Genomic DNA, 14,097 nt, shown 5'->3' with positions numbered 1-14,097 from the left:
ACAGCCGGTCACACGCGCCGCGCCCGGCGTGTGCCGATGTCTGGAGGAGACCCCATGGAAAGCTTTTACGAGGTGATGCGGCGGCAGGGCATTTCCCGCCGCAGCCTGATGAAGTACTGCTCGCTGACCGCCACCTCGCTCGGTCTGGGGCCCGCCTTCGTGCCGCAGATCGCCCATGCGATGGAAACCAAGCCGCGCACCCCGGTGCTGTGGCTGCACGGCCTGGAATGCACCTGCTGCTCCGAGAGCTTCATCCGCTCGGCCCACCCGCTGGCCAAGGACGTGGTGCTGTCGATGATCTCGCTCGACTACGACGACACGCTGATGGCCGCCGCCGGCCACCAGGCCGAGGCCATCCTCGACGAGATCATGACCAAGTACAAGGGCAACTACATCCTGGCCGTCGAAGGGAACCCGCCGCTCAACGAGGACGGCATGTTCTGCATCCAGTCGGGCAAGCCCTTCATCGAGAAGCTCAAGCACGTCGCCAAGGACGCCAAGGCGGTGATCGCCTGGGGCTCGTGCGCCAGCTGGGGCTGCGTGCAGGCCGCCAAGCCCAACCCCACGCAGGCCACGCCGATCCACAAGGTGATCACCGACAAGCCGATCATCAAGGTGCCCGGCTGCCCGCCGATCGCCGAGGTGATGACCGGCGTCATCACCTACATGCTGACCTTCGACAAGATCCCCGAGCTGGACCGCCAGGGCCGGCCCAAGATGTTCTACAGCCAGCGCATCCACGACAAGTGCTACCGCCGGCCCCACTTCGACGCCGGCCAGTTCGTCGAGGCCTTCGACGATGAATCCGCGCGCAAGGGCTACTGCCTCTACAAGGTGGGTTGCAAGGGGCCGACCACCTACAACGCCTGCTCCACGGTCATGTGGAACGAGGGCACCAGCTTCCCGATCAAGGCCGGCCACGGCTGCATCGGCTGCTCGGAGGACGGCTTCTGGGACAAGGGCTCGTTCTACGACCGCCTGACCACGATCCACCAGTTCGGCATCGAGGGCACCGCCGACAAGATCGGCGGCACCGCGGCCGGCGTGGTCGGCGCGGCCGTCACGGCGCATGCCGCGGCCTCGGCGATCAAGCGCGTGGCCACCGCCAAGAACGACTCCACCACCACCGGCGCCTGAGCGCCGGCGGCATGAACCGAACACCTGAAGGATCCCAACCATGGGCGTGATCGAAACCCAGGGCTTCAAGCTCGACAACAGCGGCAAGCGCATCGTCGTTGACCCCGTCACCCGCATCGAAGGCCATATGCGCTGCGAGGTGAACGTCGACAAGGACAACATCATCCGCAACGCGGTCTCCACCGGCACCATGTGGCGCGGGCTGGAGGTCATCCTCAAGGGCCGCGATCCGCGCGACGCCTGGGCCTTCGTCGAGCGCATCTGCGGCGTGTGCACCGGCTGCCATGCGCTGACCAGCGTGCGGGCGGTGGAGGATGCGCTGGGCATCAAGATCCCGCTCAACGCGCACCTGATCCGCGAGATGATGGCCAAGACGCTGCAGGTCCATGACCATGCGGTGCACTTCTACCACCTGCACGCGCTGGACTGGGTGGACGTGGTCAGCGCCCTCAAGGCCGACCCGAAGAAGACCTCCGAGCTGCAGCAACTGGTCTCGCCCAGCCACCCGCTGTCCTCGCCGGGCTACTTCCGCGACGTGCAGAACCGGCTGAAGAAGTTCGTCGAATCGGGCCAGCTGGGCCCCTTCATGAACGGCTACTGGGGCTCCAAGGCCTATGTGCTGCCGGCCGAGGCCAACCTGATGGCCGTGACCCACTACCTGGAGGCGCTGGACCTGCAGAAGGAATGGGTCAAGGTGCACACCATCTTCGGTGGCAAGAACCCGCACCCGAACTACCTGGTCGGCGGCGTGCCCTGCGCGATCAACATCGACGGCAACGGCGCCGCCGGTGCGCCGATCAACATGGAGCGGCTGAACTTCGTCGAGGCCCGCATCAAGGAGATGATCGAGTTCAACCAGAACGTCTACCTGCCCGACGTGCTGGCCATCGGCACCCTCTACAAGCAGGCGGGCTGGCTCTATGGCGGCGGCCTGTCGGCCACCAACGTGGCCGACTACGGCACCTACGAGAAGGTGCCCTATGACTTCAGCACCCACCAGCTGCCCGGCGGCGTGATCCTCAACGGCAACTGGGACGAGATCCACGCGATCGACCCGCGCGACCCCGAGCAGGTGCAGGAGTTCGTCTCGCACAGCTGGTACAAGTACGCCGACGAGACCAAGGGCCTGCACCCCTGGGACGGCGTCACCGAGCCCAACTTCCAGCTGGGCGCGGGCACCAAGGGCAAGCGCACCGCGATCGAGAACATCGACGAGTCGGCCAAGTACTCGTGGATCAAGTCGCCGCGCTGGCGCGGCCATGCGGTCGAGGTGGGCCCGCTGTCGCGCTACATCCTGGCCTATGCCCACGCCAAGAAGGGCAACAAGTGGTGCCAGCGGCCGAAGGAGCAGCTGGAGTTCTCGGCCCAGATGATCAACAGCACCATCCCCAAGGCGCTGGGCCTGCCCGAGACGCAGTACACGCTCAAGCAGATGCTGCCCAGCACCATCGGTCGCACGCTGGCGCGCTGCCTGGAAGGCCAGTACGCCGGCGAGATGATGATGGACGACTTCAAGCAGCTGGTCGCCAACATCAAGGCCGGCGACACCGCCACCGCCAACGTCGACAAGTGGGATCCCGCCACCTGGCCCAAGGAGGCCAAGGGCGTGGGCACGGTGGCCGCGCCGCGCGGCATGCTGGGCCACTGGATCAAGATCAAGGACGGCAAGATCGAGAACTACCAGTGCGTGGTGCCCACCACCTGGAACGGCTCGCCGCGTGACCACAAGGGCCAGATCGGCGCCTTCGAGGCCTCGCTGATGAACACGCCGATGGTCAACCCCGAGCAGCCGGTCGAGATCCTGCGCACCCTGCACAGCTTCGACCCCTGCCTGGCCTGTTCCACCCACGTGATGAGCCCCGACGGCAGCGAGCTGTGCACCGTCAAGGTCCGCTGATGCCCACCCAGGAGACACCCATGAAGAAGATCCTTGCTCTGGTGGCCCTGCTGGCCGCCGCGACCGCCGCGTCCGCCCACACCGGCCACGGCACCCACAGCCTGATGGAGGGCCTGGCCCATCCGCTGGGCGCCGACCATCTGCTGGCGATGCTGGCGGTGGGCGTGTGGTCGGCCGCCGCCTCGGGCCGCGCCCGCTGGGCCGGTCCGGGCGTGTTCCTGGGCGGCCTGCTGGCCGGCGCCCTGCTGGGCGCCGCCGGCCTGGCGCTGCCGCTGACCGAGCGGGCCATCGCGCTGTCGGTGGCGGTGTTCGGCGCGATGCTGCTGGCGGGCGATCGCCTGCCGCGTCAGGCGGGTCTGGCGCTGGTCGCGGCGGCGGCCACGCTGCACGGCCTGGCCCACGGCGCCGAGCTGCCCGCGGGCGGCCTGTTCGCCACCTACGCCGCCGGTTTCATCGCCACCACCGCCGTGCTGCACGCCGCCGGTCTGGGCCTGGGCGAGGTGCTGCGTCGTCTGCACGCGGCGGCCTGGCGCCTGGCCGGGGCCTCGCTGGGCCTGGCCGGCCTGCTGCTGCTGGCCCGCGCCTGAGCTGCGCGCTGCTGCAAGGAGACACCGCATGAATGCCACCTCCGCAGAGAAGCTGGCCGATGCCACCGGCATCGACCCCGGCGCGATCGAGCACGGCGCCACCATCAAGTCGGTCTACGTCTACGAGGCGCCGGTGCGTCTGTGGCACTGGATCAACGCGCTGGCGATCACCGTGCTGTGCGTCACGGGCTACTTCATCGGCTCGCCGCTGCCCACGCAGCCCGGCGAGGCCAGCGCCAACTACCTGATGGGCTACATCCGCTTTGCCCACTTCGCCGCCGGCTATGTGCTGGCGGTGGGGCTGATCGGGCGGGCCTACTGGGCGCTGGTGGGCAACCACCACTCGCGCGAGCTGTTCACGCTGCCGCTGACGCAGCCGGCCTACTGGCGCGAGGTCATCACCATGCTCAAGTGGTATGCCTTCCTGATCCCGCAGCCCAGCCGCTATGTCGGACACAACCCGATGGCCCGCCTGGCGATGTTCTTCGGCTACTTCCTGTTCTCGCTGTTCATGATCCTCACCGGCTTCGCCATGTACGGCGAAGGCCTGCAGGCCGGGTCCTGGGCCGACCACCTGTTCGGCTGGGTGATCCCGCTGCTGGGCCAGAGCCAGGACGTGCACACCTGGCACCACTTCGGCATGTGGGGCATGGTGATCTTCGTGACGCTGCACATCTACGCCGCGATCCGCGAGGACATCATGGGTCGCCAGAGCATCGTCAGCACGATGATCTCCGGCTACCGCACCTTCAAGAAGTGAATATGGGCCCCCAAGACGCTTCGCGTCGCCCCCCCGAGGGGGAGCGTTCGGCTTGGGGCGGCCCTGCGCCGAACCTTGCGCGCCGCCCCGAGCCGGTGGCCGCTCATCCGCGCACGCCCCCCAAGGGTGTGCCGACGCGCGCGCCGACGCACCCGGGGCGCTTCCTCGAGAAGCAGTACCTGCTGCCGCTGGGCATCAACCAGACCCGCGCCGCGCTGCTGCTGGGCGTGTCGCGCCGGCGCGTCAACGAGCTGGTCATGGGCCACCGCGCGATGTCGCCCGACACCGCGCTGCGCTGTGCCATCGCCTTCGGCACCAGCGCCACCTTCTGGCTCGAGATGCAGGCCCACTGGGACTGCTACCAGGCCTGGCGCGCGATGCGCGCCCCCGCCGCGGCCGACGCGGCGCACTGACCCCCTGAACGACGATGAACGACCTGACAACTTCCCGCACGCCTGAACCGGGGTGTAACGCGGCTGGTGACAACGACGAGACCATCGTCGTGCTGGGCATCGGCAATGTGCTGTGGGCCGACGAGGGCTTCGGCGTGCGCTGCGTCGAGGCGCTGGACGCGCGCTACCGGTTCGCGCCGAACGTGCGCCTGGTCGACGGCGGCACCCAGGGCCTGTACCTGATCCAGCATGTGCAGGAGGCGGCGAAGCTGCTGATCCTCGACGCGATCGACTACGGCCTGGCGCCCGGCACGCTGCACCAGGTCGAGAACGAGGAGGTGCCGCGTTTCCTGGGTGCCAAGAAGATGAGCCTGCACCAGACCGGCTTCCAGGAGGTGCTGATGCTGGCCCAGCTGACCGAGCGCTACCCCGCCGAGGTGCTGCTGATCGGCTGCCAGCCCGAGCAGCTCGAGGACTACGGCGGCAGCCTGCGGCCGGTGGTCAAGGCGGCGCTGGAGCAGGCCGTGGACCTGGCGGTGGCCCGGCTGCGCGCCTGGGGGGCCGATCCGCAGCCGCGCGAGGCACCGCCGGCCGAGTCCGAATCGGTCAGCGTGCCCACGCTGTCGCTGGCCGCCTATGAGTCGGGCCGCCCGAGCGCCGACAGCGCCTGCCGCGTCGGCGACGAGCGCTTCATCATGACCGCACCTGAGAGGGCCTGAGCATGTGCGTGGGCATCCCGATGCAGGTGATGGCGCTGCAGCCGCCGCGCCAGGCCCAGGTGCGGGGCCGCGGCGAGACCAGGACCGTGGACACCGCGCTGCTCGACGGCCTGGCGGTGGGCGACTGGGTGCTGGTGTTCATCGACGGCGCGCGCGAGCGCATCAGCGCCGAGCGCGCCGCCGAGGTGGACGCGACGCTGGACCTGGTCGCCCTGGCCATGGGCGGCGCCCAGGCCGATGGCGACGCGGCGTTCGCGCTGCCCTCGGCGATGAGTGACGAACAACTGCGCGCCCTGACCGGCGCCGTCTGAAGGAGAGAAGCATGAGCGAGACCCTGATGCCCGATGATCTGGATGAGCGCGAGGCGCCGCTGGTGCGCCGCCTGGCCACGCTGCCCGGCTGCGCCTGGGTCGATGGCGCCAGCCACGACGACTTCGTCGCCCGCCCCGGCGACCAGGTGCTGTTCTTCACCGGTGACCCGGTGCGCTTCCCCGAGTGCCTGGACGTGGCGGTGGTGCTGCCCGAGCTGCAGCGCGCCTTTCCCGGCCGCTTCGGCGTGGGGGTGGTGCGCCGCGGCGACGAGGACGCCGTCGCGCGCCGCTGGGGCTCGCAGCGCTGGCCCTCGCTGGTCTTCGTGCGTGACGGGCAGTACGTGGGCACGCTGTCCGGGATGATGGACTGGACCGACTACCTGGCCCGCGTGGCCACGCTGCTGGACACCCCGGCCAGCCGTCCGCCGATCCCGCTGATGGGCGCCCGGTCCGCGTCCGCCTGCCATTGAACCGGAGCCCCACCGCGATGAACACCACCTCCCGTCCCTTTCCGATCCCCGTGATTGCCCAGACCCCGGGCGGCCTGCCGGTCGACGACGGCCTGGAATACCTGAGCATGCCGCGCGGCATGGACACCTACCAGCCGCCAAGCCTGCCCGAGCCGGAGGAACTGGCCGGCCACGACGGCGCGCGCCAGGCCCTGCACGCGGTGCTGGCCGCGCTGCGCCTGGCCGCCGCCGGCGAGGCCGCGGCACCGGTGTCGCTGCAGGGCCTGTCGGCCGACGACCTGGCGCTGATCCACCAGGTGCTGGGCGAGGGCGAGGTCAGCGCCCAGGTGCTGGCGGCGCCGGGCGATCTGTCACGCCCGGGCGTGCTGCAGGTGCAGGAGTCGGTGTTCGCCGGCGTCTGGCGCGTCATTGGCGACCGTGGCGACGGCACGCTGATCGACCATGTCGAGGCCGGCCCGATCCCCGCGCTGCTGATCAGCGCGGCACGCGAGGATGCGCGCCTGGCGCCGGCGGCCATGCCGCTGCCGGCCGAGGCCTCGAACGCCCAGGCGGTGCTGGTCGAACTGGCCGAGCACCGCCAGCACTGGCGCGCCGGTCGGCCGGCCGAGGTGGTCAACCTCAGCCTGCTGCCGCTGTCCGCGCTGGACATCGGCCTGATGGACGCGCAGATCGGCACCGGCCGCGTGCTGATCCTGTCGCGTGGCTACGGCAACTGCCGCATCACCAATGCCTGCGTGCCCAATACCTGGCGCGTCGTGTACTACAACTCGCAGGACACGGTGATCCTGAACTCGGTCGAGGTCTGCGCCATCCCCGAGGTGGCCTGTGCCGCGCCCGAGGACCTGCAGGACTCGGTCGAGCGCCTGGCCGAGGTGCTGGAGTGGGTGGACGGAGCCGGCGCGTGAGCCTGCCCGACATCCGCTTCGAAGGCAGCTACCTGGGCGACGCCAGCCGTCTGCCGGCCCAGGCGCGCCTGGAGTGCAAGATCTGCTGGTGGGTCTACGACCCCGCCGAGGGCGACGCGCAGTGGCAGGTGCCGCCGGGCACGCCCTTCACCGAACTGCCGGCGCACTGGCGCTGCCCGCAGTGCGACGGGGACCGCGAGCAGTTCATGGTGCTGGGAGACACGGCGTGAGCCAGGCGCAGGCGGTCGCCGATCGGGTGCAGGCGCTGGAGCAGCGCTTCGCCGCCATCGAGCGCGAGCGCATGGCCGGTCTGCCCTTCCTGCACCCGGGTCTGCGCGTGCAGGCCATTGGCGTGGCACCGCTGGCGGCCGAGCCCGCGGTGCTGACCGGCATCCTGCTGACGCCCTGGTTCATGAACCTGGTGCGGCTGCCGCTGCGTCCGCTGGATGCGCTGGCGGGTCTGGCCAGTGGCTGGGCAGGGGTGGGGTTGCGGGTGTCGCGCCGCATCGGCCAGCAGCCGCTGGACATGCTGGGCGGTGTCGAGCCCGGGCTGGGGGTGTTCGAATCCGCGTCGCTGTTCTCGCCCATGGGCGAGTTCGTCGACCAGGCCGCGGCCGTGGCGGCGGCGCTGGAGGTGCTGCACCAGTTGCACCGACCCACACCGGCCCCGACCGCGCCGCTGCCCACGCCGGCCGCGCCCTCACGCCGGGGCTTCCTGATGGGCCGATCGGCCGGGGTGGCGCGGTGATCGGCTCGGCCGTGGACCTGGTCGGCCGGCTGCGCCTGTTGCCCGGGCGCCAGCCGGCGCTGGACAGCTCCCGCCGCGACTGGCTGCCGGCCCTGGCTGCGGGACGCCTGGCCGCCGATCTGCCGGCGCTGGTGGGTGCGCTGTTCAGCCTGTGCGGCCACGCCCACCGCTGGGCCGCGCAGGCGGCGGTGCAGGCCGCTGCCGGCCAGGCCCCGGTGCCCGACGTCGCCACCCGCCGCGCCCACCGCGCGGCCACGCTGAAGGACCAGCTGCTGCGCCTGTACGGTGACTGGCCGCGCTGGCTGCCGGATGCGCCGCAGGAGCAGGCGGCCGCGCTGGTGCTGCGCGGCTGCCCGCTCTGGCGCGAGACCGCCCCGCTGGAGGAGCGCCTGGCCGAGCTGCCGGGCTGGCTGGCCACCCAGGCCCTGGGCCGCCCGCTGGCCGAGGTGCTGCTGGACAGCCAGAGCGACCCGGTGGGCTGGGCCTGGCACTGGGCCGCGCAGGGCCGCACGCCGCTGGCGCGGCTGCTCGACAGCCAGCGCCCGGCCCGGCAACTGGCCACGCCCGGCCCGGCGCTCGACCTGCTGGCCGATGCCGCGACCACGCTGCCGCGCCTGGCCACGCTGATGCGCGAGCCCGGCTTCGCGATGCGGCCGCACTGGCAGGGCGCGGTGCCGGACACCGGGCCGTGGTCGCGCCTGGGCGCACCGCTGCCAGCGGCCAGCGCCGGTGACCGCCTGGTGGCCCGCCTGGTCGAGACCCTGCGCCTGGCCGGCCCGCAGGGCGAGGCCATGCTGTCGATGGGCGCCCTGACCCTGGGCCCGCACGAGGGCCTGGCCTGGGTGGAGATGGCCCGCGGTCTGCTGGTCCACCGGGTGCAGCTCGAGCCGGGTGCCGACGGCCCGCGGGTGGTCGACGCACGCGTGCTGGCACCCACCGAATGGAACGTCCACCCCCAGGGCAACCTCGCCTGCGCGCTGGCGCAGCTCGACCCGGCCGATGCGCGCTCGGCCGCCCGCCTGGCGGTCGCCTTCGATCCCTGCGTGGCTTTCGAGGTCCAGCCGCCCATGGGCCCTCACAATCGACCCAGGGCAAGCAGCCCGGACGAGGACAAGCGATGCATGAGCTGAGCCTGGCGGGGGGGGTGTTGCGGCTGGTCGAGGACGCGGCCCAGCGCGAGGGCTTCGCGCGCGTGTCGCGCCTGCAGCTGGAGGCCGGTGCGCTGTCCGGTGTCGAGGTGCGTGCGCTGCGCTTCGGCCTCGATGCCCTGCGGCCCGGCACCGTGCTGGCGGGGGCGGAGATCGTCATCGACGAGCCGCCCGGCACCGCCTGGTGCCTGCCCTGCGCCCAGAGCGTGGCCATCCGCAGCCGGGCCGATGCCTGTCCGCGCTGCGGCGGCCACCAGATCCAGCCCACCGGCGGCACCGAACTGCGTGTGGTCGACCTGTGGGTGCATGACGACCCGGCGCCCGAGACGGCGTCGACGAACGAGGAGTCCTGAGCATGTGTGTGGTGTGCGGATGCGCCGGTGATGGCGCGCAGAAGACCGAGGGCCATGTGGCGGTGGATCCGGCCACCGGCGACCTGCACTACGGTGCCGGCGCCGCGCGCGTGTCGGTGCCGGGCATGAGCCAGGCGCGGGCGATCAAGCTGGAGGCCGACGTGCTGGGCGAGAACAAGCGCCTGGCCGAGCTCAACCGGGCGCACTTCGCGTCGCACGGCGTCACGGCCTGGAACCTGGTCTCCAGCCCGGGCTCGGGCAAGACCACGCTGCTGTGCGCCACGATCGAGGCGCTCAAGGCCCACGCCCCCGGCCGCGCGGTGGCGGTGATCGAGGGCGACCAGCAGACCTCCAACGACGCCGACCGCATCCGCGCCACCGGCGCACCGGCGATCCAGGTCAACACCGGCAAGGGCTGCCACCTGGATGCGCAGATGGTGGCCGATGCCTTTGGTCGCCTGGACCTGCATGGCCACGCCCATGGTGAGCACCACCACCACGGTCACGACCACGACGATCACCACCACCACGCTGACGGCCCGCTGCTGTTCATCGAGAACGTCGGCAACCTGGTCTGCCCGGCGATGTGGGACCTGGGCGAGGCGGCCAAGGTGGCGATCCTGTCGGTCACCGAGGGCGAGGACAAGCCGATCAAGTACCCCGACATGTTCGCCGCCGCCCGGCTGATGGTGCTCAACAAGATCGACCTGCTGCCGCACCTGGACTTCGATGTGCCGAAGTGCATCGAGTACGCGCGCCGCGTGAACCCGGGCATCGAGGTGCTGCTGGTCTCGGCGAAGACCGGCCAGGGCATGGACGCCTGGCTCGACTGGCTGCTGCAGCCGGCCGCTGCCGTGCCCGCCGCGCTGGCGGCCGCAGCGGACACCGAGGCCGCGCTGCGTGCCCGCATTGCCGAACTCGAGGCCCGGCTGGCCGCCGCCACCCACCCCCATGGCTGAGTTGCGCCTGCACCGCCTGCCGCAGCCCGCGCCGACGCGCGTGCTGGCGCTGGGGGCCTACCTGAAGAACAGCGCCGTGCTGCTGCAGGGCGACGCCTGCTGGTGGTCGCCGGTGCACGGCGACCTGGGCGAGCCCGGCGCCTGCGAGGCGCTGGAGACCAGCGCGCAGGCCTTGCTGGCGCAGGCCGACGGCCCCGTCGCTGCCGTCGCCCATGACCTGCACCCCGACTTCCACAGCACCCGGCTGGCGCAGCGGCTGGCCGGCGAGCTGGGCGTGCCCGCGGTGCCGGTGCAGCACCACCATGCCCACATCGCGGTGGTGCAGGCGGAGCAGGCGATCGACGGCCCGGTGATCGGCCTGGCGCTCGACGGGGTCGGCCTGGGCACCGATGGCCTGGCCTGGGGCGGCGAGCTGCTGTGGCTGGCCGATCGCCCCCGCGCCCAGCGCTGGCAGCGCCTGGCCCACCTGCCGATGATCGCGCTGCCGGGCGGCGACGTGGCTGCGCGCGAACCCTGGCGGCTGGCCGCCGCCGTGCTGCACAGCCTGGGCCGCGCCGACGAGATCGCGCCGCGCTTCGCGTCGCAGGTGGGCGAGGGCGCCGTGAATCTGCTGCGGCAGATGCTGGACCGCGGCCTGAACTGCCCGCCATCCACCGGCGCAGGCCGCTGGTTCGACGCCGCCGCCGGCCTGCTGGGCCTGAGTGTGAAGCAGCAGCATGAAGCCGAGGCAGCAATGGCGCTGGAGCAGGCGGCCACGGCCTACCTGGCGGCCCATCCGGGCCTGCAGGGTGCGTGGCCTTCGCTGGACCTGCGCCCGCTGCTGGCCGAACTGGCTGACGAGACCGCGCCCCACCTTGACGAGGCCGCCCGCCGCGACGCCCAGGGCCGTGGCGCCGCGATGTTCCACCTGGCCCTGGTGGCCGGGCTGGCGCACGCGGCGATACGCGCGGCTGCCGCGCAGGGCGCCACCACCGTGGTGCTCGGCGGTGGCTGCTTCTTCAACCGCATCCTCAAGACTCGCCTGAGCGCGGCGCTGCAGGCCGCCGGCCTGACGGTGGCCGCGCCGCGCGATGTCTCCTGCGGCGATGCCGGACTGGCCCTGGGCCAGGCCTGGATCGCCGGCTGTACCGTGATGAACAAGGACTGAATCACCATGTGCCTCGCATTACCCGCCCGCGTGGTGGCCCTGCTCGACGGCGACCAGGCCCAGGTCGACCTGGGTGGCGTGCGCAAGAGCATCTCGATCGCCCTGACGCCAGGCGCCGGTGTGGGCGACTACGTGATCGTCCACGTCGGCCACGCGATCGGCCTGGTCGACCCCGAGGAGGCCGAGCGCACGCTGGCGCTGTTCGCCGAGATGGCGGCGCTGGAGCAGGGGGGCGCTGCCGCATGAAATACATCGACGAGTTCCGCGACGGCGAGCTGGCCCAGGGCATTGCCCGGCGCATCGCCGCCGAGCTGCAGCCCGATCGCCGCTACGCCTTCATGGAGTTCTGCGGCGGCCACACCCACGCCATCTCGCGCTACGGCATCGCCGAGCTGCTGCCCGCTGCGGTGCGCATGATCCACGGCCCGGGCTGCCCGGTCTGCGTGCTGCCGATCGGTCGCGTCGACCAGGCGATCCAGCTGGCGCTCGAGCGCGGTGTGATCCTCTGCACCTACGGCGACGTGATGCGGGTGCCGGCAAGTCAGTCCTTGAGCCTGATGAAGGCCAAGGCGCGAGGCGCCGATGTGCGCATGGTCTATTCCGCCGCCGACGCGCTGAAGCTGGCGCAGGCGAATCCCGAGCGCGAGGTCGTGTTCCTGGCCATCGGCTTCGAGACCACCACGCCGCCCACCGCGCTGGTGCTCAAGACCGCGCGCAGCGCCGGCGTGCGCAACTTCAGCGTGCTGTGCAACCACGTGCTCACGCCCAGCGCGATCACCCACATCCTGCAAAGCCCCGAGGTGCGCGACTACGGCACGGTGCCCATCGACGGCTTCATCGGCCCCGCGCATGTGAGCATCGTCATCGGCTCCGACCCGTATGTGCATTTCGCCGAGGAATACCGCAAGCCGGTGGTGATCGCCGGCTTCGAGCCGCTGGACGTGATGCAGGCCATCCTGATGCTGGTGCGCCAGGTCAACCAGGGCCGGGCCGAGGTCGAGAACGAGTTCACCCGCGCCGTCACGCCCGAGGGCAACCTGGCCGCGCAGGCCGTGGTCGCCGAGGTGATGGAGCTGCGCAGCAGCTTCGAGTGGCGCGGCCTGGGCGAGGTGCCCTACAGCGCACTCAAGCTGCGGCCCGACTACGCCGCCTTCGACGCCGAGCAGCGCTTCGGCCTGAGCTACCAGCCGGTGCCCGACCACAAGCAGTGCGAGTGCGGCGCCATCCTGCGCGGCGTCAAGCGGCCCACCGACTGCAAGCTCTTCGGCACCGTCTGCACCCCCGAGAACCCGATGGGCTCGTGCATGGTGTCCAGCGAAGGTGCCTGCGCCGCGCACTACTCCTATGGCCGTTTCCGCGACGTCAATCAACCCCCACGCTCCCTTCCGGTCGCTGCCCCCCGAGGGGGCTCTGGCAGCGGCCCGGCGGAGCCGGCTCCGCGCCGGGCCCTTGATGGCAGCGCCTCGGCTGCCTGCTGCCAACCCAGCCGGACCCCGACATGACAGTCAAGAAGGACTACATCCGGCCGCTGGACCTCAGGCAGGGCCGCGTCGACATGAACCACGGCGCCGGCGGCCGCGCCGGCATGCAACTGATCGACGAGGTCTTTGCCCGCGCCTTCGACAATGAATTCCTGCGCCAGGGCGATGACGGTGCCGCACTGCCCGCGCCGCCCCCCGGCCACCGGCTGGTGATGGCCACCGATGGCCATGTGATCTCGCCGCTGTTCTTCCCCGGCGGCGACATCGGCGCGCTGTCGGTGCACGGCACGGTCAACGACGTGGCGATGATGGGCGCGCAGCCGCTGTACCTGTCGGCCAGCTTCATCCTGGAAGAGGGCTTCGCGCTGGCCGACCTGAAGCGGGTGGTTGACTCGATGGCCGCCGCCGCCCGCGAGGCCGGCGTGCCGGTGGTCACCGGTGATACCAAGGTGGTCGAGCGCGGCAAGGGCGATGGCGTCTTCATCGCCACCACCGGCGTCGGTGCGCTGCCCCCGGGCCGGCGGCTGTCGGGGGCGCTGGCGCAGCCGGGCGACGTGGTGATCGTCTCGGGCACGATCGGCGAGCACGGCGTGGCGGTGCTGTCGCAGCGCGAGTCGCTGGAGTTCGAGACCGCGATCGTCTCCGACACCGCCGCGCTGCACGGCCTGGTGGCCGACCTGCTGGCGGCCGTGCCCGAGGGCGCGGTGCGCTGCCTGCGCGACCCCACGCGCGGGGGCCTGGGCACCACCCTCAACGAGATCGCCCGCCAGTCCGGTGTGGGCCTGCTGCTGGAAGAAGCGGCGATTCCGGTGCTGCCGCAAGTCGACGCTGCTTGCGAACTGCTGGGACTGGATCCGCTGTACATCGCCAACGAGGGCAAGCTGGTGGCCATCGTCGCCCCCGAGGCGGCCCAGGCCGCACTGGCCGCGCTGCACGCCCATCCGCTGGGGCAGCGTGCGGCGCGCATCGGCGTCGTGCAGGCCGACGACCACCGCTTCGTGCAGATGACCACCCGCTTTGGCGGACGCCGTGTGGTCGACTGGCTCAGCGGCGAGCCGCTGCCGCGCATCTGCTGAACCGGTC

18 protein-coding genes are annotated in these 14,097 nt (G+C 71.5%); all 18 read left to right on the top strand.

Translation table 11 applies throughout. From position 1 onward, the window contains the following. The first annotated feature begins 54 nt into the window (after positions 1 to 54). The 18 genes from KAK03_RS14550 to hypE all read left to right on the top strand — a co-directional run bounded on the left by KAK03_RS14550 (position 55) and on the right by hypE (position 14,090). Positions 55 to 1,137, top strand: coding sequence for a hydrogenase small subunit (locus KAK03_RS14550; protein ID WP_210854673.1), 1,083 nt, complete (start codon positions 55 to 57; stop codon positions 1,135 to 1,137). Between the two features lie 40 nt (positions 1,138 to 1,177). Then, on the top strand, positions 1,178 to 3,034 hold the full coding sequence (locus KAK03_RS14545; protein ID WP_210854672.1) for a nickel-dependent hydrogenase large subunit: 1,857 nt from the start codon (positions 1,178 to 1,180) through the stop codon (positions 3,032 to 3,034). A 20-nt stretch (positions 3,035 to 3,054) separates the two neighbouring features. Next, positions 3,055 to 3,621 (top strand): HupE/UreJ family protein, encoded by a 567-nt coding sequence (locus KAK03_RS14540; RefSeq protein WP_210854671.1) that lies wholly within the window; start codon positions 3,055 to 3,057, stop codon positions 3,619 to 3,621. A gap of 28 nt (positions 3,622 to 3,649) precedes the next feature. Further along, entirely contained in the window at positions 3,650 to 4,381 is a 732-nt protein-coding gene (gene cybH, locus KAK03_RS14535; RefSeq protein ID WP_210854670.1) for a Ni/Fe-hydrogenase, b-type cytochrome subunit, read from the top strand. 95 nt (positions 4,382 to 4,476) lie between these two features. Next, complete coding sequence (locus KAK03_RS14530; RefSeq protein ID WP_310738612.1) at positions 4,477 to 4,794, top strand: HigA family addiction module antitoxin; 318 nt, start codon at positions 4,477 to 4,479, stop codon at positions 4,792 to 4,794. A gap of 14 nt (positions 4,795 to 4,808) precedes the next feature. Beyond that, positions 4,809 to 5,492 carry a HyaD/HybD family hydrogenase maturation endopeptidase gene (locus tag KAK03_RS14525; protein WP_210854668.1) on the top strand — a complete coding sequence of 228 codons (684 nt, stop codon included), beginning with the start codon at positions 4,809 to 4,811 and terminating at the stop codon, positions 5,490 to 5,492. A 2-nt stretch (positions 5,493 to 5,494) separates the two neighbouring features. Then, on the top strand, positions 5,495 to 5,803 hold the full coding sequence (locus tag KAK03_RS14520) for a HypC/HybG/HupF family hydrogenase formation chaperone (protein WP_210854667.1): 309 nt from the start codon (positions 5,495 to 5,497) through the stop codon (positions 5,801 to 5,803). A gap of 11 nt (positions 5,804 to 5,814) precedes the next feature. Next, on the top strand, positions 5,815 to 6,273 hold the full coding sequence (locus KAK03_RS14515; protein ID WP_247661174.1) for a thioredoxin domain-containing protein: 459 nt from the start codon (positions 5,815 to 5,817) through the stop codon (positions 6,271 to 6,273). A 17-nt stretch (positions 6,274 to 6,290) separates the two neighbouring features. After that, positions 6,291 to 7,178 carry a hydrogenase expression/formation protein gene (locus KAK03_RS14510; RefSeq protein WP_210854666.1) on the top strand — a complete coding sequence of 296 codons (888 nt, stop codon included), beginning with the start codon at positions 6,291 to 6,293 and terminating at the stop codon, positions 7,176 to 7,178. After that, the gene (locus tag KAK03_RS14505) at positions 7,175 to 7,408 is read left to right on the top strand and encodes a rubredoxin (protein ID WP_310738611.1); all 234 of its coding nucleotides are present in this window, start codon (positions 7,175 to 7,177) and stop codon (positions 7,406 to 7,408) included. The genes KAK03_RS14510 and KAK03_RS14505 overlap by 4 nt, the downstream gene beginning before the upstream one ends. After that, on the top strand, positions 7,405 to 7,926 hold the full coding sequence (gene hybE / locus KAK03_RS14500) for a [NiFe]-hydrogenase assembly chaperone HybE (protein WP_210854665.1): 522 nt from the start codon (positions 7,405 to 7,407) through the stop codon (positions 7,924 to 7,926). The genes KAK03_RS14505 and hybE overlap by 4 nt, the downstream gene beginning before the upstream one ends. Then, positions 7,923 to 9,056, top strand: a complete 1,134-nt coding sequence (locus KAK03_RS14495) for a hypothetical protein (protein WP_210854664.1) — start codon at positions 7,923 to 7,925, stop codon at positions 9,054 to 9,056. The genes hybE and KAK03_RS14495 overlap by 4 nt, the downstream gene beginning before the upstream one ends. Further along, positions 9,044 to 9,427, top strand: a complete 384-nt coding sequence (locus tag KAK03_RS14490) for a hydrogenase maturation nickel metallochaperone HypA/HybF (RefSeq protein ID WP_210854663.1) — start codon at positions 9,044 to 9,046, stop codon at positions 9,425 to 9,427. Before KAK03_RS14495 ends, KAK03_RS14490 begins: the two co-directional genes overlap by 13 nt. A 2-nt stretch (positions 9,428 to 9,429) precedes the next feature. Continuing rightward, complete coding sequence (gene hypB, locus KAK03_RS14485; protein ID WP_210854662.1) at positions 9,430 to 10,386, top strand: hydrogenase nickel incorporation protein HypB; 957 nt, start codon at positions 9,430 to 9,432, stop codon at positions 10,384 to 10,386. Continuing rightward, positions 10,379 to 11,533, top strand: coding sequence for a Kae1-like domain-containing protein (locus KAK03_RS14480; protein WP_210854661.1), 1,155 nt, complete (start codon positions 10,379 to 10,381; stop codon positions 11,531 to 11,533). The genes hypB and KAK03_RS14480 overlap by 8 nt, the downstream gene beginning before the upstream one ends. A 6-nt stretch (positions 11,534 to 11,539) precedes the next feature. Further along, positions 11,540 to 11,779: a HypC/HybG/HupF family hydrogenase formation chaperone gene (locus KAK03_RS14475; RefSeq protein ID WP_210854660.1), complete on the top strand. Its 240-nt coding sequence runs from the start codon at positions 11,540 to 11,542 to the stop codon at positions 11,777 to 11,779. After that, entirely contained in the window at positions 11,776 to 13,035 is a 1,260-nt protein-coding gene (gene hypD / locus KAK03_RS14470; protein WP_210854659.1) for a hydrogenase formation protein HypD, read from the top strand. Before KAK03_RS14475 ends, hypD begins: the two co-directional genes overlap by 4 nt. After that, on the top strand, positions 13,032 to 14,090 hold the full coding sequence (gene hypE / locus KAK03_RS14465) for a hydrogenase expression/formation protein HypE (protein ID WP_210854658.1): 1,059 nt from the start codon (positions 13,032 to 13,034) through the stop codon (positions 14,088 to 14,090). Before hypD ends, hypE begins: the two co-directional genes overlap by 4 nt. Positions 14,091 to 14,097: the final 7 nt, after the last annotated feature.

The sequence above is a fragment of the Ideonella alba genome, assembly GCF_018069845.1.
GTDB classification, from domain to species: domain Bacteria; phylum Pseudomonadota; class Gammaproteobacteria; order Burkholderiales; family Burkholderiaceae_C; genus Ideonella; species Ideonella alba.
The sequence above is the reverse complement of the archived record's forward strand: the minus strand, read 5'-3'. Positions and strand labels throughout refer to the sequence as shown.